This window comes from Nonomuraea sp. NPDC050404, assembly GCF_040655495.1.
In the GTDB taxonomy this organism is placed as follows: Bacteria; Actinomycetota; Actinomycetes; order Streptosporangiales; family Streptosporangiaceae; genus Nonomuraea.
The window spans coordinates 318,308-335,083 of the sequence record NZ_JBFAKB010000003.1; the positions used below are offsets into that span (position 1 = coordinate 318,308).

A 16,776-nucleotide genomic window follows, 5' to 3' on the forward strand; every position below is an offset into this window, starting at 1 on the left:
CAGTCGGTGACCGCCCCGGCACATCGGCCGGCGGCCCTCCGGCGTCACAGCCGGTGACCATCCCGGCACAGCAAAAGACCGGAGCCCGCTGGAAGCGAACTCCGGTCTATCTCGCTGCTACAGGTTAGAGGGCCCGGACCTGGGAGGCCTGCGGCCCCTTCTGGCCCTGCGTGATCTCGAACTCGACCCGCTGCCCGTCTTCAAGGCTGCGGTAGCCGTTGCCGACGATCTCGGAGAAGTGAACGAACACGTCCGGCGCACCGCCGTCCGGGGCGATGAAGCCGAAGCCCTTCTCGGCGTTGAACCACTTGACGGTTCCCTGAGCCATAAAAGCTCTCCCTCAGGATGTGAATCTATGGGACCCACACCTCGTGGATCCCGGTGTGTCGTACAGCAAGCACCCGGGGTGGCTCAGACAAAGTCATGCTGGTTTTCACTACGGGATCAGCTAATACAACGCCATCACATCTAACACCATTCTGGCGCGTTGGTGTTCCCGTCCCAAGGAAGATTTCTGTCGGGCGGCATCACCGGGCAAACTGGAACCTGTTATGCAGAGACTTCCCGCACCGCGTCTTGTGGCCACTGACCTCGACGGAACGGCGTTGCGCACCGACGGAACCGTGTCTCCCCGCACGGTCGCCGCCTTCGGCAAGGTCGAGGAAAACGGGGCCGTGCTGGCGATCGTCACAGGTCGGCCGCCCCGGTGGATGGGCGGGGTGGCGAGTGCCGTACGTCACCGCGGGCTCGCCATCTGTGCAAACGGAGCCCTGATCTACGATCTCCATACCGAACGGATAGTGGAATCTCACCTCATCGCGGTGGACGTACTTGAGGAAGTCGTCGCTCAGCTAAGAGCGAACGTGTCCGAACTCCTATTTTCGGTCGAGTATGAAGCCGGTTTTGCGCATGAGTCGGATTTCCTGCTGGGCGGCTTGGACCGCCACGCGGGGTCCGTCAGGGTCGACTCGCTGACCGCCCGGCCGTGCGCCAAGCTCCTGGCCCTGCATCCCGGCATGGACGCCGACGAGTTGCAGGCCATCGTGCACGGGTTGGTGGGGCATCTGGTCACCGCCACGCACTCCAGCCGCAGGGGCCTGATCGAGATGAGTGCACAGGGCGTGACGAAGGCGACGGCCCTGGCGGCGCTGGCCCGGCAGCACGAGGTCGAGCCCGCGCAGGTCGTCGCGTTCGGTGACATGCCGAACGACCTGCCCATGCTGAGCTGGGCAGGCCGGTCATACGCGGTCGCCAACGCGCACCCCGCCGTGCTGGCGACGGTCGATCACGTGACCGCCACCAATGACGACGACGGCGTCGCCCGCGTCATCGAGGAGCTCTATGCATGACCACACTCAGCGGCCATCCGTTTGTACCTGCTCGGAATAGCCGTATTGAACGACTGCCCCCAGCCGCTTACAGGTAGGGGCCCGAGCCGCCGTGCGGGCGCTGGGGGTCGTCGCCCTGCGGGACGCCGGGCAGCGCCCTGCGCATCTGCTCCAACTGGGCGCGGGCGGCCATCTGCTGAGCGAACAGCGTGGTCTGAATGCCGTGGAACAAGCCTTCAAGCCAGCCCACGAGCTGCGCGTGCGCGATCCGCAGCTCCGCGTCGCTCGGCGGCGTGCCGTTCTCGTCGGTGAAGGGGAGCGAGAGCCGCTCCAGCTCATCGACCAGCTCCGGCGCCAGCCCGTCCTCCAGCTCCTTGATGGAGGACTCGTGGATCTCCTTCAGCCGCTTGCGGCTGGCCTCGTCGAGGGGAGCCGCGCGGACCTCCTCGAGAAGCTGGCGGATCATGCTGCCGATGCGCATCACCTTGGCGGGCTGCTCGACCAGGTTGGCAACCGACCGATCTTCCTCGCCGTTATCGCCCTGACCTTGGAAGTCGGGGCCCACCACCACGATGTGGGGGGTGTTGTTGTCCTCAGCATTCATAACACTCACCGTACTAGCAGGATCTTGCCGACGTGCTCCCCGGAATCCAACATTCGGTGAGCTTGTGCGGCCTCGGACATGGGTACTTCGGCGTACACGACGGGACGGACGGCACCCGCGCCGACCAGGGGCCAGACGTTGTCCACGACACTACGTACGATGACGCCCTTCTCGTCCACGGAACGTGCGCGGAGCGTGGTGCCGTGCACGGAGGCGCGCTTGGTGAGCAGTGCGCCCAGGTCGATCTCGGCCTTGCGGCCGCCCTGCATCCCGATGATCACCAGCCGGCCGCCGGTACGCAGCGCCCGTACGTTGCCCGCCAGGTACTTCGCGCCCATGATGTCGAGGATCACATCGGCTTTCACCTTGTCGGCGAAGTCCTCCTCGCGGTAGTTGACGACCTCGTCCGCGCCGAGTTCCCTGACGCGGTCGGCCTTGGCGGCCGAGCCGACGGTCGTGACGACGTACGAGCCGAGCGCCTCGGCCAGTTGCACCGCGAACGTGCCGATCCCGCTGGCCCCGCCGTGCACCAGCAGCGTCTCGCCCCTGCGCAGCCGTCCGGTCATGAACACGTTGGACCAGACCGTGCAGGCCACCTCGGGCAGCCCGGCGGCCTCGCGCAGCGACACCTTGTCGGGGACGGGCATGACCTGCTGCCACGGCACCGCTACGCGCTCGGCGTAACCGCCGCCCCCGAGCAGCGCGCACACCTCGTCGCCCGGCTTGAAGTGCTCCACGTCCTCCCCGACCTCGGTCACCACACCCGAGACCTCCAGACCCGGGTACGGTGAGGAGCCGGGGGGAGGGTCGTAGAATCCTTGCCGCTGCATGACGTCGGCGCGGTTCACCGCGGAAGCCGCCACGTCGATGAGCACGTCCCCCCGCTCGACGTGCGGATCCGGCACCTCGTGCCACTCCAGCACCTCTGGTCCGCCTGGCCTGGTGATCTCGATGGCTCGCATGCGAACCACGGTAGCCGGGCAAAGAAGTTGTGGGTTGCCGGGCTGCGCGGTTACCCATGGCGATAATCTGCAATGTATTTGCTGCCCCTTTAGACCCACCCGAGGGGGAACACGGTGGCAAGACACGATCGAGAAGAATCTCTCGAGGAACAGCTGGCCTGGCTCGACGCGATCAAGGAGACGGAGGAGGCCCCCGTCCCTGTCAGCGCCTCGGCTGCTTCCACGGACGAGCCGATCGCATCGCCGTACCCCGCGGACCCGTGGCTGCTGGTGCCCCAGCACGACACCCCGACGCCGCCGCTGTTCCGCGCGGCCGTCGACTCCGTGTACGGTCCCGAGGCGGCCGAGGAGGTCCCCGAGCGGGAGAGCGAGGCCGGGGAGTGGCTCGGCAGGGCCGCACTCATGGAGCCGGCGGCTTCCGAGCCGAGCGTGGAGGACCCCTTCCACGCCCCGCTGAAGCCGCTGCCGCGCCCCGACGACACCGACACCTACGCGGCGCTGCCGTTCACGCCGCCCGACGCCTCCGCCCGGTCGGAGCAGCCGGAGCAGGTCGAGGAGACGTCGTGGCCGCCGCCGGCGGCCGAGGAACTGACGGCCGACTGGTCGCGGGAGGTGGAACGGCTGGCCGCCGAGCAGGCGCGCACAGAAGCCGAGCCCGCCCATCCTGAGGCGGCCCGCGATAGTGCCGCCCGTGACGAGGCCGCCCGTGACGAGGCCGCCCAGGCCGAGTCCGCGCGCTCTGACACCGGTCACGCCGACGCCGATCGCCCCGAGCTCGATCGCCCTGAGGCTGCTCACACCGAGGCTGAGGCCGCGCGGGTGGAGGAGGAGCCCGCCAGGCAGGAACGGACCGCCTGGGCGGACACGCAGCCGCGCAACGAATCTCCGGCATGGGCCGAGGAGCCCGCCGCCCGTACGGAGGACTCCGGTTCTGCGCCGAAGTCCGGCCCCACGGACGAGCCCGCCCAGCAGGCGGAGTCGCCCGAGACGCTGCCGCGCGCCGATCTGCCGCAGTGGCAGGAGTCGTCGCAGACGATGCCGAGAAGCGACCGCCCGCAGTGGAGCGATCCCGAGGCACGCGCTCAGGAGCACCGCCTCACGTGGAGCGAGCAGCAACAGGAGCGCCCCCACCGAGACGAACCGCAGTCGGAACGCCAGCTGTGGAGCGAATCGCCGACCGACCGCCCCCAGTGGAACGAGCCGCAGACAGACCGGCCGCAGTGGAGCGAGCCGCAAATCGACCGCCCGCAGTGGAACGAGCCGCAGACGGACCACCCCCAGTGGAACGACTCACAGACCGACCACTCGCAGCGGAACGAACCGCAGACCGACCGCTCGCAGACAGACCGTTCGCAAACGGACCGGCCGCAGTGGAGTGGGCCGCGGGCGGAGCGGCCGCAGCGGAGCGAGCAGCACGAGTGGCGGCCCGCCGAGCGGGAGATCCCGCCGCAGCCACGCCGCCGCCCGGCCCCGACCCCGGTGTTCACCTCCTCGCCCAGACCTCCGACCACCGGCCGCCCCAACGCCGACAGCCTCGACCCGGAGTCCCTGCTTCGCGGACGGCGTAACGCCCCTTCCAAGGGCTGGCGCCGCCTGATCTACAAGGCGTCCGGCGGCTGGATCAAGCCGGGCGAGTCCCCGGAGGTACGCCGCCGCCGCGAGCTGGTCACCAGGGCCCGCACCCCGGTCACCGCCGGACACCACCGCGTGGCCGTGCTGAGCCTGAAGGGCGGCGTGGGCAAGACCACCACCACGGTCGGCCTCGGCGCCACCCTGGCCGCGATGCGCGGCGACCGCGTGATCGCCGTGGACGCCAACCCCGACAGGGGCACGTTGTCCGACAAGCTCGTCCTGGAGACCTCGGCCACCGTGCGCGACCTGCTCAACGAGCGCGACCAGGTCAAGCGGTACGTCGACATCAGGGCGTTCACCTCGCAGGCGTCCTCGCGGCTGGAGGTGCTGGCCTCCGACCGCGACCCGTCGGTCTCGGAGGCGTTCAGCGGCTCCGACTACCAGGACGTCTCCCAGGTGCTGGAGAACTTCTACTCGATCTGCATCACCGACTGCGGCACGGGGCTGCTGCACTCCGCCATGGGCGGCGTGCTCGGCCTGGCCGACCAGATCGTGCTGGTCAGCTCGCCGTCCGTGGACGGCGCGCGGGCGGCCTCCGCCACGCTCGACTGGCTGGAGGCCCACCACTACGCCGATCTGGTCAAGGACGCGACCGTGGTGCTGTGCAGCGTACGGCCGAGGTCGAAGTCGGCGGTGGACATCAAGAAGTTGGAGGCCCATTTCGCCGCGAGGTGCCGTGCGGTGATCCGGGTGCCGTACGACCCGCATCTGGAGGAGGGCGCGGAGATCGACCTCGACCGGCTCCAGGAGCCGACCAGGGAGGCCTACCTGCAGCTCGCCGCCTACGTGGGCGACGGTTTCGCGGGCATCCACGAGTGAGCGGAGGGTGTGGGATTCGAACCCACGAGGCCATCGCTGACCTGGCCGCTTTCAAGGCGGCTGCACTCGTCCACTATGCGAACCCTCCTGTGCGGAAACCACGATAGCGGCTGTGGTGACAGGGGTGTACGTTCAGGAGGTGGCGGATCTCAACGTGGAGGTGCAGCGCGGCGACAGCGACGCGCTCGTGCGCCTCACCGGTGACCTCGACAAGTTAACTGCGCCACTGCTGAAGACCAGCCTGGTGCAGTTGTTCACCGAAGGCCGTGTGGAGATCGTGATCGATGCCGAGGAGCTCGAGTTCTGCGACTCCAGCGGCCTGTGGGTGCTGGTCGAGCACCAGCGCAGAGTCGCCGCGCACGCCGGTTCCCTGGGGATCGTGGGCGTGCACGGGGTGCTCCAGCGGGTGCTCGACGTAACGGGCCTCAAGGCCGCCTTCGACCGAGTGGTCCCTGTGGACGTCTGACGAATCGTGTGGTCCCTGTGAACGTCTGACGAGCTAGGCGCCGAGCTGCGTCAGCAGCCATTTGGGGCCCATGGTCTCGGCGCCCAGCGCGCCGACGCGTTCCTTCAGCGCCCGGTCCGCGGTGACGACGACCACGCGCTCCCACGGCTTGGCCTGCCGTACGACCTCCACGATCGCGTCGTCACCACTGCCGATGGCCGCCACCACCTGGATCCCCGGCACCGGCGGCGCGCTTCTGGCCGCCCCTTCCACGACGGCCACCATCCGCGGGTACCACTGCGCCAGCACCGGATGGGCCAGCCGCAGCCCCGAGACGTCGTGCAGCAGCCGGGTGGCCGCGCCAAGCCGGTCGCGCCACCAACCGTGCTCGGCCCGCGCACCGACGATGTTGGCCACGTCGAGCACGATGATCTCCGGCTTGATCGCCCCCTGGATGTCGCTCCACGACGCGGCGAAACCGGGATGCAACCTGCGCTCGGCGACCTCGGGCAACGCCAGCCAGCGCAACTCGTCGCTCTCCCCGTTGGCGGGCGCGGCGGCCAGCAACTCGGCCGACGCGGCGATCACCGTCTCGAACGCCCACCCCCCGTGATCGTCGAGATAGACCCCCTGCACCCGCAGCCCCTCACCACCCAGCGCCGCCTCCTCACGGGCTTCACGCAGCGCGGTGGTCACGGCATCCTCATGGCTGTCCCGGGCCCCACCGGGCAGCCCCCAGGTGCCGCCATGATGACTCCACAAGGAACGCTTCTGCATCAACACGTACGGAACGCCGCCATCGTCATGGTGAACGACGAGCAGCCCCGACGCGCCGTGCACCCCCCAGTGCCGGTGGCCCTGCGAGCACTCGGTCCACCCGTCCCCGTCCATAGCCGCCATGAGGAAATTCTCTCAGGGCTCGTCGCGCACACCCCATACTGGGCTGCCAGGGAGAAGGCGTGTTGTGCGTGAGGTGATGGGGTTCTCCCCTTGTCGGCTTCTTACGGTAGCCATATGGTCACGGCGAGAAGTTTGGCGAGGTAAGGGGGATCAGCGTGGGCGGAAAGCATGGCGGGGGACAGAAGAAGGACAAGCCTTTCGAGCCGCCGCCACCCTCGAAGGACCAGCAGGGCGGTGGCCAGCACGGCGGAGGCAACGGCAACGCGGGAGGCAAAGGCGGTAAGGACGGCGAGGGTAAGTGACCGCCGACCGGGTTGAGGCGCTGATCCGCGAGATCAGCGCCTTCTCCCCAGCGGGCGCCCGGGTGTACGACGCGTTCCGCGCGGTTCCCCGTCACCTCTTCATCCCGCCGGTGGGGCTCGCGGACGCCCGCGACGACAGTACGCGCGTCATCGACCGCGACGCGGACCCCCAGGATTGGATGGCCGCCGTCTACAGCGACACCGTCGTCGTCACCCAACTCGATGACGGCGCCACCGATCTACGGGCAGCGGCCGGCGACTACACCTCCTCGGCGTCCGCGCCCTCCACCGTCGCCGACCTCCTCCATTGGCTGGCCGTCGAGCCCGGCCATCGCGTGCTGGAGATCGGGACGGGGACCGGGTGGACGGCCGCCCTGCTGTCGCACCTGGCCGGCCAGGACGGCGCGGTCACCTCGATCGAGGTGGACCAGGCGGTCGCCGAGCAGGCCGGCAAGAGTCTCGCCGCGGCCGGGATCGCTCCACGCCTGGTGGTGGGCGACGGCGCACACGGCCACCAGGAGGGGGCTCCGTACGATCGGGTGCACGTCACCTGCGGCGTACGGCACGTGCCGTACGCGTGGATCGCCCAGGCCCGGCCGGGCGGCGTCATCGTGCTGCCGTTCCGGCCCGGATCCGGCGCCGACCATGCCCTGCGCCTGACCGTCACGCCGGATGCGACGGCACACGGCCGGTTCCCCGGCTTCGCCTCGTACATGCTGATGCGCTCTCAGCGCAAACTCCGCCCGCGGGCCGCGCGCAGGCCGGAGGACAAGCATTGGTCGGCGACGCTCGTCGATCCGCGCACGGTTGCCTACGCGCCCGCCGGCGCTGGTCTGGCCATCTCGGCGGCCACCGGCCTCGCCTCGGTGTACGCCCACGACCAGGACGAGGACGGCCCTCTGTGCCGGCTGTGGCTGTCCGATCCGGCGGACCCGTACTCGTGGGGCACCGTGGAGTGGCGGCCCGGCGAGAACGAGTACGAGGTGTACCAGGTGGGTGATCGGCCCTTGTGGGACGACGTGGTGGACGCCTACTTCCGGTGGGTGTCGTGGGGCGAGCCCGGCCCCGAACGGTTCGGCATGACCGTCACGGCGGACGGGCAGCGCATCTGGCTCGACACCCCGGAGCACGCCATCTGACCGGGTGCGCGGAAGGCGGTGCCGCTCCATTCTTTGGGTGGAAGCCTTATCCTCCACCCTTGGAGAAATGCTGATAGTCCTTGGTGCCGGACCAGTAGCCGCCCCATTCCCAGCCGACCTGGGCGAACGCCTTGACGACCTTGTCGCCGGGGTTGATCACGCCTTTACCCTTAGTTGGGCGTTCTGTGAACTTTTCGGCGTTTTTGTGTGCTGTGCTGCCGCTTGCGGTGACATAGGGGTTCTCGCGGGGATTGATGTCGATTGCTTCCCCATAAGCGTGGTTTGACCAGTTGCTTGACCCGGTCGCGCGGCGGCAGTTGAAGGCTGAGGTGTTGTCGGCGTCGATCGAATCGTAGTCGTCCGCCTTGTACGCGTCCACCAGCTTCATCTGCCTGATCGGCCAGCGCCAGTCGTACAACTTCCTGAAGACCTTCTCGATGTCGTCGGTGACGGTCTTGCGCACCACCAGCTCACCGGTGTGCGGTTTGTCGTCGAAACCCCAGTACGACAGCGTGATCAGCCGCAGGTCCCGGTAGTGGACCGGGCATCCGGGCTGCCACGAGTGCGGAAGGCGGTCACGGGACACCCGGGAGACCTTCGAGGTGAACTCGGGCGGGCCGGATGGGGACGGCGTGGCCGTGGCGGGTCTGGGCGTGGATGATGACGGCGTCTCGTAATCGGGGGCCGAGGGTGCGGGCGCGGCGGCCGGCTCTCCCGCGCCGCACGAAACGGACCCGACGAACACTACGAGCGCCATGGCGGCGACACGTTTCATCTGGCCACCATATGCGACGTCCGGCCAGGTCAGGGGACTATCAGCACCGTACGGCGAGCCCGTTTCGCCAGGGTCGCCGCCACTGACCTGCGCCACGACGAACGCGAGCGGCCCACCACGATCGCGTCGGCCATGTACGAGCTGGCCAGCGTCTCCAGCTCCCGCGCGGTGTCACCGCGCACGCTGACGAAATGCCACGGCACCCCGGCCCCGCGCAACTCGTCGCGCAGGTCCTCGGTCAGGTCCGCCGCCGCGTCGGGGATGATCGGCGACCCGGCGAAGAACCAGAGCGAGGCGGCGTTCAGCGCCTCCACGAAGGCGATGAGCAGGGCGGCGTTGTCCCTGCGGGCGAGCCCGGCCGCGTACGCAAGCGCGTTGCGGCTCGGGCCCGACCCGTCGAAACCCACCACGAGCAGGCCGGCGCCGTCTTTACCGATCTCGAACTGCCCTGCGGGGAGCCGGCCTGCCAGCGGCTCCCACCGCGGGTCTGCGCCACTGCCGAACACGGCATGTTCCGCGTCAGACGTCCGCGTGCTTGCCGCGACGGGCGAGGTCGCGCAGCGCGTCGGCCGCGTAGACCACGAGGGCGACGAACGAGAGGCCGGCGAGCCCGCCACCGATCCACAGGTCGTTGATCGTCGCGTCTACGTACGCGCCGCCGCGCGGCTGGTAGCCGACCGCGAACGGCGCCGCGACCAGCCACAGGCCGCCCAGGAACAGCAGGACGAGGGCGGACACGCCCAGCTTGGCCTTCATCGGGTCTCCTCCACTCCAACCAGGGAAGCCTTGCCGTTCTGACGGCGCTCGCCGTGGGAGCCCCCACGGGAGGTGTTCAGGTCCTCGCGCAGCGCCTCCACCAGCGGCGCCAGCAGCGTGGCCAGCTCGGCCGAGGACGCCTGCGGCGCGGCGGGCACGGGCTCCGGCTCCGGCTCCGCCGACGCCCTCGGCTTGGGCACCACCAGGCCGCGCACCACCAGCTCCTCATGGATGGCCAGCACGAAGGCGATCGCGCCCACCAGGCCCACGACGGCCACGCCGAGACCGGCGAAGAACTCCGACTGGGTGGCGTTCGTCCAGTCGGCGTTCTCCGGCTGGGTGCCGAGGGCGAAGGGCGCGATCATCAGCCACAGCCCGGCCAGTACGGCCAGGGCCGCCGCGACGGCGCCCACGAACTTGCGAATCATTGCGAGATTCCTCCTGTTACGAGGTCTTTCTGTGGTGGCGTGGCCTGCGTGATCAGGGCGCGCGACGTGGGCCGCAGCACGTCCTGAGCGACCGACCTGGCCCGTTCACGCTCGGAGCGGCCGTCGGGCGGCGCCATGCCGGCGACCGCGGACAGCAGCGCGGAACGCTCGCCGTTCGCCCGCTCGACGCGCTGGGCGATGAGCTCCAGCAGCAGCCCGGCCAGGACCAGGTCGTCCTTGCTGAGCGGCTGGGGCGCGGGGGCCACGGGCGTGCTCGACCCGCGCAGCGGCAACTCCTTGAGGAAGAGCGTGGCCACGAAGCCGAGCAGCGCGATCGGCACGCCCACCAGGAACACGGTCTCCAGACCGCGCGTGAACGCCTCCAGCACGATGTTCTTGATCGGCCCGGGCAACTGCTGGATGGCCGCGGGGCTGCCGAGCTGGACGTCGGAGCCGCCGGGCAACGAGATGCCCGCCGCCCGCAACATCTCGGCCATCTCGTCCTTGAGCCGGTTCGTCAGGATCGCGCCGAACGCGGCCACGCCGACGGCGCCGCCCAGCGAGCGGAAGAACGACACGCCCGACGTGGTGGAGGCCATGTCGCGCATCTCGGAGCCGTTCTGCGCGGCCAGGATGAGCATCTGCATGGACAGGCCCAGCCCGGTGCCCAGCACCGCCACGTCGAACCCGATCAGCCACTCGCTGGAGTCCACGTGCAGCCGGGACAGCAGGAACAGCCCGATGGCCACGATGAGCAGGCCCGCGACCGGGAAGATCTTCCATCTGCCGGTGTTGGTGACGATCTTCCCGGAGATCACGCCGGACAGGAACAGCGCCGCCACCATGGGCAGCGTCATCAGGCCGGAGTTGGTCGGGCTGAGCCCCTTGACGATCTGCAGGTACTGCGGCAGGTAGATCATCGCGCCGAACATCGCCATGCCGACGAACAACGAGGCGAGGCTGGTGAGCACGAAGGTCGGGTTGCGGAACAGCCGCGGCGGCAGGATCGGGTTGCGCGCGGTCCGCTCCGACAACACCGACAGCGCCAGCATGAGCAGGGCGGTGGCGGCCAGCAGGTACGTCCAGCCGGAGTTCCACTCGAACTCGTTGCCGCCCAGCGTCAGCAGCAGCATGAGCGCGCTCGCGCTGGCGGTGATGGTCGTGGCACCCCAGATGTCGATCGAGGTGTTGCGCTTGACCTTCGGCAGCTTCAGGACCTTCTGGATCACCAGGAAGGACACCAGCGCGAAGGGCACGACCACGTAGAAGCACCAGCGCCAGCCCAGCCAGTCGGCGTCCACGATGAACCCGCCCAGCAGCGGCCCGGCGACCGTGGAGATCCCGAACACGGCCCCCATGTAGCCGGAGTAACGGCCGCGCTCGCGGGGCGAGACGATGTCACCCAGGATCACCTGCGACAACGCCGACAGACCACCCACACCCAGGCCCTGTACGGCCCGCGCGGCGATCAGCTGCCCCATGTCCTGGGACAACCCGGCGACCAGCGACGCCGCGACGAACAACCCCAGCGCCGTCTGGAAGAGCAGCTTGCGCCCGAACAGGTCGGACAGCTTGCCCCACAGCGGCGTGGAGACCGTCATCGTCAGCATGGTCGCGCTCGCGACCCATGAGTACTGGTCCTGACCGCCTAGTTCCCCCACGATCGTCGGCAGCGCGGTGCCCACCACGGAGGTCGAGATCATCGACGTGAGCATCGCGAGCATGAGCCCGGACATGACCTCGAGGATTTCGCGGTGGGAGTAGTGCCGGCTCGCGGGAGATGCGTGCTGAGCCTGGGCTACCACGACACCACATCCCCTTCTTGCAGCTTTATCCGGATTTGAGTATACGCATGTTTACTAGCCGCGCGGTAAGTGGGTGTGCGTTCAGTAGAGTGCGGGCATGAACCCCCAGGTGACTGAGGCCAGGCCGCGCGACCGTGAGGCCACCCGGGAGCGGATCCTCCAGGCGGCCCGCACGCTTTTCGGCGAGCAGGGCTACGAGCAGGTGACCGTACGGATGATCGCGGCGGCGGCTGAGGCCAACATCGCGCTCGTGGGCCGCTATTTCGGGTCGAAGGCCGGCCTGTTCGGCGCGGTGCTCCAGGGCGAGCCGTCCTTCGTCGGTCTTTTTGAAGGCGACTCCGAGGGGTTGCCGCGGCGGCTGGCCGAATACGCGGCCGAACGCATGCAACATCCGCCGGAGAGCCCGATCCTGCGCACCCTCGAACGCTCCGCCGGTGATCCCGAGGTGCACGCGGTGGCCAGGGAACGCCTGATCACGGCGGTGCTGGAGCCGCTGGCGGCCACGCTGGCGGGTCCTGACGCGCACGCGCGGGCCCGTACGGCCACGGCGGTCTTCCTCGGCATCGGCGCCATGCGACGCCGGCTCGGCCCGGAGAAACCCACGCCCGCCGACATCGACCGCCTGACCGCGGTCTTCGAGGCATGTCTGGCCGGTTGAAAAGGCGCCGTCCGGCCGGCTGAGGGGTGCCGCCGCCCGGCCGCGTTAACTTACGTCCGACCGCGTGAAAGTTTCAGCCTTCGTAGCGCCCCTGAGCTGCGATGACCACTTACAGATCGATCCGATGTCTTTGTCCGGGCCCGGGTGCCTACCTAGCATCCGGGGTGCCCGTGGGAGCGCTCCCACCCGACGGACGGAGTTATCTACATGTCTCGCAGAAGGCCCATGTTGGCGGTGCTCCTGACGGCGGCCGCCACGGCCGCCGCGGGGGCGATCGTCCTGTCCTCCTCCACCGCGCAGGCCGCCGACTCCGCTTTCTACGTGGATCCGCAGACCAACGCCGCCAAGTGGGTGGCCGCCAACCCCGGCGACAGCCGTACCGCCGTGATCAGGGACAGGATCGCCGCGGTGCCGCAGGGCCGGTGGTTCGCCACCTACAACCCCGCGGCCGTGCGCGCCCAGGTGGACGCCTACGTCGGCGCCGCCGCGGCGGCGGGCAAGATCCCGATCATGGCCGTGTACGCCATGCCGAACCGCGACTGCGGCGGCCCCAGCGCGGGCGGCGCGCCGGACCACGCCTCCTACCGCGCCTGGATCGACCAGATCGCGGCCGGACTCGGCGGGCGGCCCGCCTCCATCGTCCTCGAACCGGACGCGCTGGCGATCATGACCAACTGCATGAACGCCTCCGAGCAGGCCGAGGTCAAGGCGTCCATGGCCTACGCCGGTAAGAAGTTCAGGGGGACGTCGTCGCAGGTCAAGGTGTACTTCGACATCGGGCACGACGGCTGGCTGGGCGCTTCCGAGGCGGCGTCGAGGCTGAACGGCGCGGACGTGGCCAACAGCGCCGACGGCATCGCGGTCAACACCTCCAACTACCGGGCCACGCCGGGGCTGGTGTCGTACGCGAAGAGCATCATCTCCGCGACCGGCGTGTCCAGGCTGAAGGCGGTCATCGACACCAGCCGCAACGGCAACGGCCCGTCAGGCAGCGAGTGGTGCGACCCCGCGGGCCGGGCCACGGGCATCTGGAGCACCACGAACACGGGCGACTCCGCGATCGACGCCTACCTGTGGGTCAAGCCGCCCGGCGAGGCGGACGGGTGCATCGCGGGGGCGGGCCAGTTCGTGCCGCAGCGCGCCTACGACCTGGCCATGGCCGCACCCCAGCCAACCGTGACGCCCACGGTCACCCCCACCGTCACTCCCACGGTGACGCCGACCGTGACGCCCACGGCCGGTCCCGGCGGCTGCACGGCGACGTACAAGGTGGCGAGTCAGTGGACGGGCGGCCACCAGGGTGAGGTCACCGTGAAGAACACCGGCACGTCCGCGATGAGCGGCTGGAAGGTCGGCTGGACGGTCCCGGGCGGGCAGACGATCAAGCAGCTCTGGAACGGCACCCTGTCCGGCAGCAGCGGCTCCGTCAGCGTCACGAACCTCAACTGGAACGGCGCCCTGGGCGCGGGCGCGTCGACCACGTTCGGCCTGCTCGCCGACGGGCCGGCGGGCTCTCCGTCCACGCTGTCCTGCACCACCTCCTGAACGGGCCATGAAATAACGCGCCTTTCGCCGATGTTGTGCAACACCAGGTCGAACTGGCTCTGCGAAAGGCGCGTACTCATGGCTCTGCCGCTGTCCATCCTGGATCTGGCGCACATCGGCGAGGGCGAGACGGCGGGCGACAGCTTCGCCGCCACCGTCGCCCTGGCCCAGCGGGCCGAGGAGCTCGGATACCGGCGCATCTGGTACGCCGAGCACCACAACATGGACAGCATCGCCTCCTCGGCCACCAGCGTCCTGATCGCCCATGTGGCCGCCCATACGCGGACGATCCGCCTCGGAGCCGGCGGCGTCATGTTGCCGAACCACTCGCCGCTGACCATCGCCGAGCAGTTCGGCACGCTGGAGACGCTGCACCCGGGGCGCATCGACCTCGGCCTCGGCCGCGCCCCCGGCAGCGACCAGCAGACGATGCGGGCGCTGCGCCGCAGCCACGCCTCGGCGGACTCCTTCCCGCAGGACGTGCTGGAGCTGCAGGGCTACCTGACGGGCGAGACCCGCATCCCCGGCGTGCACGCCACGCCGGGCAGGGGGACGAACGTGCCCCTTTACATCCTGGGTTCCTCGTTGTTCGGGGCCCAGCTCGCCGCCGCGCTCGGGCTGCCGTACGCGTTCGCCTCGCACTTCGCGCCCGCCGCGCTGGAGGAGGCCATCGCGGTCTACCGGCAGGAGTTCAAGCCGTCGGCGCAGCTCGACCGGCCGTACCTGATCGCGGCGCTGAACGTGATCGCGGCGGAGACCACCGAGGAGGCGCAGGAGCAGTTCCTGGCCTCCAAGCGGCTGCGGGTGAGCAAGTTCCTCGGGCGGGGGCGCACGTTCACGACCGAGGAGGCCGACATGATCCTTGACTCGCCCGCCGGGCAGCAGCTCGTGCAGATGGCCAAGTACTCGGCCGTCGGCGACCGGGCCGAGGTCAAGGCGTACGTGGACTGGTTCGCCGAGCACACCGGCGCCGATGAGCTGATCGTGGCGTTCTCGGCGCCCGACAGGAAGGCGTGGATGCGCTCGGCGGAACTCCTGGCGGAGGTGCACGCCGGTTAGCCGGTCTGCGGCGGATGTCGTAGCTGGTAGGGGCCGGTGGTCTCGGACGTCGGCGCGGGCGCCAGGCCGGCCGCCAGCAGTTGCGCGCGCAGCGTGACCACCGTGCGTTCGAGCGCCCTGATCTGCGCCTGCAACAGGCGGATCTGGTCGCGCATGGCGGTGGAGGCGGTCTGCTCGCCGGCCAGGTCGGCGGTCACCTGGTCCGCCTGGCCCTGCATCCGGGCGAGCTGCTTCTCCATCTGGTTCAGCGCGTCCTCGTAGATCGTCTTGGCGCGTACGAACGCCTCCGCGTCCACCTTGGAACGCTCCAGCTCGGCCTGCCGTTCGACCTGGAGCAGCGCGGTCTGCTGGCCTTTCCTGTTCGCGTCGGTGGCCGAGCGGAAAGCCAGGTAGGCCACGCCGAGCGGGACGCCGCCGATCCCGATCTGGATGAGAATGTCAGTGAACGTCGGCATCGCCGCCTCCGAGTGGCCTGATCACGCCCGTGTAGAGACGGCCGCCTGAGGACGCGTCTCCGTCGGCGCCGTGCCAGGCGTTGACCGTCAGCGCCATGGGGAACTCGCTGCCGTCGCGCCGCAGCCCGACCAGCGGGATGATCCGCCCGGCCAGCTCCGAGGCGCCGTTGTCGCGCACCCTGGCCAGCCCGGCGGTGTGCCGCTCGCGCAGACGCGGCGGCATCAGGATCGTCAGCGGCCGGCCCACGGCCTCCTCGGTGCGCCAGCCGAACAACACGGCGGCCTGGGGGTTCCACGACACGATGACCCCGGTGGCGTCGGCCACGATCACGGCCGCCGTGCCGCCGGGCATGGCCTCGGGCAGCCGGTGCAGCGTGACGGCCTCCGGCCAGGTGGCGATCAGGGCGATCCAGCCGCCGAACGCCAGCCAGACGGCCGCGCCCACCCAGCCGCGCGGGTTGTCGCCGGTGAAGGTGGAGATCAGGTAGACCAGGCCGTACAGCAGGAGCAGCGCCGTGGCGGCGGCGAAGGCGATCCGGTCCGAGCGCATGAACATCTGCACCAGGCACAGCGCGCCGACGGCGCACCAGGCCAGGGCCCAGACGTGCAGCGGTACGACGGTGGACAACATGGCGTAGCCGGGGGTGGCCCGCTGCGTGGCCGGGGCGAAGGCTAAGGAGGCCGCGATGGCCTGGCACAACAATCCCACGAAGGCCAGCGAGGCGCCTCTCCGGCCGATGCGGTGCAGGATGCGTGCGAGGGTACGGGAGGCCGTACCGGTGACGTCTCCGTTACTCACGGTCGCTAGATTAATGCATATAGTTAGCTTTTGGCGGCGTAATGAAAGAGGTGCGAGACCCCGTCATCGTGGGGTCCCGATTCGTGCCGATGGGCGGGGAAATCGCAGTCTGGACCGGGCGCGGGATGGCTCGTTAGAGTGACCGCATGACTACTCTGGGCTACGACGTCGACACTCTCCGTACTGCGTTTCCCGACTGGTCGTTCTTCTACAGCGACGAAGGTGTGCTCTACGCGACCAGGCGTGGCGTCCGGCTCGACGACGAAGAAATCCACAAGGGGATGCACCAGACGGTGAGCGCGAACGACATCGAGACCGTCGTGGGCCTGCTGGAGGACCAGCAGCGGGTGGCGGCGACGTCATAG

At 69.5% G+C, this 16,776-nt stretch carries 19 protein-coding genes and 1 tRNA gene; 8 read left to right on the forward strand and 12 right to left on the reverse strand.

Going from position 1 to position 16,776, the window contains the following annotated elements; translation table 11 throughout:
* Positions 1-124 precede the first annotated feature (124 nt).
* On the reverse strand, positions 125-328 hold the full coding sequence (locus tag AB0I81_RS09895) for a cold-shock protein (RefSeq protein WP_080043977.1): 204 nt from the start codon (positions 326-328) through the stop codon (positions 125-127).
* Between the two features lie 223 nt (positions 329-551).
* On the opposite strand from AB0I81_RS09895, the gene AB0I81_RS09900 reads away from it, so the two are divergent.
* Positions 552-1,349 carry an HAD family hydrolase gene (locus AB0I81_RS09900; RefSeq protein WP_360652974.1) on the forward strand — a complete coding sequence of 266 codons (798 nt, stop codon included), beginning with the start codon at positions 552-554 and terminating at the stop codon, positions 1,347-1,349.
* A gap of 67 nt (positions 1,350-1,416) precedes the next feature.
* Here the strand turns inward: AB0I81_RS09900 and AB0I81_RS09905 are convergent, their stop codons facing one another.
* Together AB0I81_RS09905 and AB0I81_RS09910 are read right to left on the reverse strand one after the other, a co-directional pair.
* Positions 1,417-1,932, reverse strand: coding sequence for a bacterial proteasome activator family protein (locus AB0I81_RS09905; protein ID WP_360652976.1), 516 nt, complete (start codon positions 1,930-1,932; stop codon positions 1,417-1,419).
* Between the two features lie 5 nt (positions 1,933-1,937).
* Entirely contained in the window at positions 1,938-2,894 is a 957-nt protein-coding gene (locus AB0I81_RS09910; protein WP_360652979.1) for an NAD(P)H-quinone oxidoreductase, read from the reverse strand.
* Between the two features lie 114 nt (positions 2,895-3,008).
* Here AB0I81_RS09910 and AB0I81_RS09915 point away from each other — a divergent pair, with 114 nt between their 5' ends.
* Positions 3,009-5,345 (forward strand): AAA family ATPase, encoded by a 2,337-nt coding sequence (locus AB0I81_RS09915; protein WP_360652982.1) that lies wholly within the window; start codon positions 3,009-3,011, stop codon positions 5,343-5,345.
* A gap of 1 nt (position 5,346) precedes the next feature.
* On the opposite strand, the gene AB0I81_RS09920 is transcribed toward AB0I81_RS09915, so the two are convergent.
* A tRNA-Ser gene (locus AB0I81_RS09920) sits at positions 5,347-5,433 on the reverse strand.
* A gap of 36 nt (positions 5,434-5,469) precedes the next feature.
* Here AB0I81_RS09920 and AB0I81_RS09925 point away from each other — a divergent pair.
* Positions 5,470-5,811: an STAS domain-containing protein gene (locus AB0I81_RS09925; RefSeq protein WP_360652985.1), complete on the forward strand. Its 342-nt coding sequence runs from the start codon at positions 5,470-5,472 to the stop codon at positions 5,809-5,811.
* Between the two features lie 33 nt (positions 5,812-5,844).
* On the opposite strand, the gene AB0I81_RS09930 is transcribed toward AB0I81_RS09925, so the two are convergent.
* On the reverse strand, positions 5,845-6,690 hold the full coding sequence (locus AB0I81_RS09930) for an NUDIX domain-containing protein (RefSeq protein ID WP_360652988.1): 846 nt from the start codon (positions 6,688-6,690) through the stop codon (positions 5,845-5,847).
* Between the two features lie 298 nt (positions 6,691-6,988).
* Between AB0I81_RS09930 and AB0I81_RS09935 the strand changes: the two genes are divergently transcribed.
* Positions 6,989-8,131: a methyltransferase domain-containing protein gene (locus AB0I81_RS09935; RefSeq protein WP_360652991.1), complete on the forward strand. Its 1,143-nt coding sequence runs from the start codon at positions 6,989-6,991 to the stop codon at positions 8,129-8,131.
* A 46-nt stretch (positions 8,132-8,177) separates the two neighbouring features.
* Here AB0I81_RS09935 and AB0I81_RS09940 read toward each other — a convergent pair whose 3' ends face one another.
* From AB0I81_RS09940 to AB0I81_RS09960, 5 genes are read right to left on the reverse strand one after another with little or no spacing between them, the layout of a single operon-like run.
* Positions 8,178-8,906, reverse strand: coding sequence for a M15 family metallopeptidase (locus AB0I81_RS09940; protein ID WP_360652994.1), 729 nt, complete (start codon positions 8,904-8,906; stop codon positions 8,178-8,180).
* A 29-nt stretch (positions 8,907-8,935) separates the two neighbouring features.
* Complete coding sequence (locus tag AB0I81_RS09945; protein WP_360652997.1) at positions 8,936-9,412, reverse strand: universal stress protein; 477 nt, start codon at positions 9,410-9,412, stop codon at positions 8,936-8,938.
* A gap of 13 nt (positions 9,413-9,425) precedes the next feature.
* Positions 9,426-9,662 carry a hypothetical protein gene (locus AB0I81_RS09950; protein WP_360653000.1) on the reverse strand — a complete coding sequence of 79 codons (237 nt, stop codon included), beginning with the start codon at positions 9,660-9,662 and terminating at the stop codon, positions 9,426-9,428.
* On the reverse strand, positions 9,659-10,090 hold the full coding sequence (locus tag AB0I81_RS09955) for a hypothetical protein (RefSeq protein ID WP_360653003.1): 432 nt from the start codon (positions 10,088-10,090) through the stop codon (positions 9,659-9,661). The genes AB0I81_RS09950 and AB0I81_RS09955 overlap by 4 nt, the downstream gene beginning before the upstream one ends.
* Entirely contained in the window at positions 10,087-11,895 is a 1,809-nt protein-coding gene (locus AB0I81_RS09960) for an MDR family MFS transporter (protein WP_360653005.1), read from the reverse strand. Before AB0I81_RS09960 ends, AB0I81_RS09955 begins: the two co-directional genes overlap by 4 nt.
* Before the next feature lie 97 nt (positions 11,896-11,992).
* On the opposite strand from AB0I81_RS09960, the gene AB0I81_RS09965 reads away from it, so the two are divergent.
* The 3 genes from AB0I81_RS09965 (at position 11,993) to AB0I81_RS09975 (ending at position 15,157) form a co-directional block, all read left to right on the forward strand.
* On the forward strand, positions 11,993-12,553 hold the full coding sequence (locus AB0I81_RS09965; RefSeq protein WP_360653008.1) for a TetR family transcriptional regulator: 561 nt from the start codon (positions 11,993-11,995) through the stop codon (positions 12,551-12,553).
* A gap of 225 nt (positions 12,554-12,778) precedes the next feature.
* Positions 12,779-14,098, forward strand: coding sequence for a glycoside hydrolase family 6 protein (locus AB0I81_RS09970; RefSeq protein ID WP_360653011.1), 1,320 nt, complete (start codon positions 12,779-12,781; stop codon positions 14,096-14,098).
* A 78-nt stretch (positions 14,099-14,176) separates the two neighbouring features.
* Positions 14,177-15,157, forward strand: coding sequence for an LLM class flavin-dependent oxidoreductase (locus tag AB0I81_RS09975; protein ID WP_360653014.1), 981 nt, complete (start codon positions 14,177-14,179; stop codon positions 15,155-15,157).
* On the opposite strand, the gene AB0I81_RS09980 is transcribed toward AB0I81_RS09975, so the two are convergent.
* Complete coding sequence (locus tag AB0I81_RS09980; RefSeq protein WP_360653017.1) at positions 15,154-15,612, reverse strand: hypothetical protein; 459 nt, start codon at positions 15,610-15,612, stop codon at positions 15,154-15,156. The two genes, AB0I81_RS09975 and AB0I81_RS09980, sit on opposite strands and share 4 nt — an antisense overlap.
* Positions 15,596-16,411, reverse strand: coding sequence for a PAS domain S-box protein (locus AB0I81_RS09985; protein ID WP_360653020.1), 816 nt, complete (start codon positions 16,409-16,411; stop codon positions 15,596-15,598). The genes AB0I81_RS09980 and AB0I81_RS09985 overlap by 17 nt, the downstream gene beginning before the upstream one ends.
* 146 nt (positions 16,412-16,557) lie before the next feature.
* On the opposite strand from AB0I81_RS09985, the gene AB0I81_RS09990 reads away from it, so the two are divergent.
* Positions 16,558-16,776 (forward strand): hypothetical protein, encoded by a 219-nt coding sequence (locus tag AB0I81_RS09990; protein ID WP_360653023.1) that lies wholly within the window; start codon positions 16,558-16,560, stop codon positions 16,774-16,776.

Bases quoted from the DNA above. Each gene is read 5' to 3' on its own strand.
- AB0I81_RS09895 (WP_080043977.1), bottom strand. From the start codon at position 328: ATGGCTCAGGGAACCGTCAAGTGGTTCAACGCCGAGAAGGGCTTCGGC.
- AB0I81_RS09900 (WP_360652974.1), top strand. From the start codon at position 552: ATGCAGAGACTTCCCGCACCGCGTCTTGTGGCCACTGACCTCGACGGA.
- AB0I81_RS09905 (WP_360652976.1), bottom strand. From the start codon at position 1,932: ATGAATGCTGAGGACAACAACACCCCCCACATCGTGGTGGTGGGCCCC.
- AB0I81_RS09910 (WP_360652979.1), bottom strand. From the start codon at position 2,894: ATGCGAGCCATCGAGATCACCAGGCCAGGCGGACCAGAGGTGCTGGAG.
- AB0I81_RS09930 (WP_360652988.1), bottom strand. From the start codon at position 6,690: ATGGCGGCTATGGACGGGGACGGGTGGACCGAGTGCTCGCAGGGCCAC.
- AB0I81_RS09940 (WP_360652994.1), bottom strand. From the start codon at position 8,906: ATGAAACGTGTCGCCGCCATGGCGCTCGTAGTGTTCGTCGGGTCCGTT.
- AB0I81_RS09950 (WP_360653000.1), bottom strand. From the start codon at position 9,662: ATGAAGGCCAAGCTGGGCGTGTCCGCCCTCGTCCTGCTGTTCCTGGGC.
- AB0I81_RS09955 (WP_360653003.1), bottom strand. From the start codon at position 10,090: ATGATTCGCAAGTTCGTGGGCGCCGTCGCGGCGGCCCTGGCCGTACTG.
- AB0I81_RS09965 (WP_360653008.1), top strand. From the start codon at position 11,993: ATGAACCCCCAGGTGACTGAGGCCAGGCCGCGCGACCGTGAGGCCACC.
- AB0I81_RS09970 (WP_360653011.1), top strand. From the start codon at position 12,779: ATGTTGGCGGTGCTCCTGACGGCGGCCGCCACGGCCGCCGCGGGGGCG.
- AB0I81_RS09975 (WP_360653014.1), top strand. From the start codon at position 14,177: ATGGCTCTGCCGCTGTCCATCCTGGATCTGGCGCACATCGGCGAGGGC.
- AB0I81_RS09980 (WP_360653017.1), bottom strand. From the start codon at position 15,612: ATGCCGACGTTCACTGACATTCTCATCCAGATCGGGATCGGCGGCGTC.
- AB0I81_RS09990 (WP_360653023.1), top strand. From the start codon at position 16,558: ATGACTACTCTGGGCTACGACGTCGACACTCTCCGTACTGCGTTTCCC.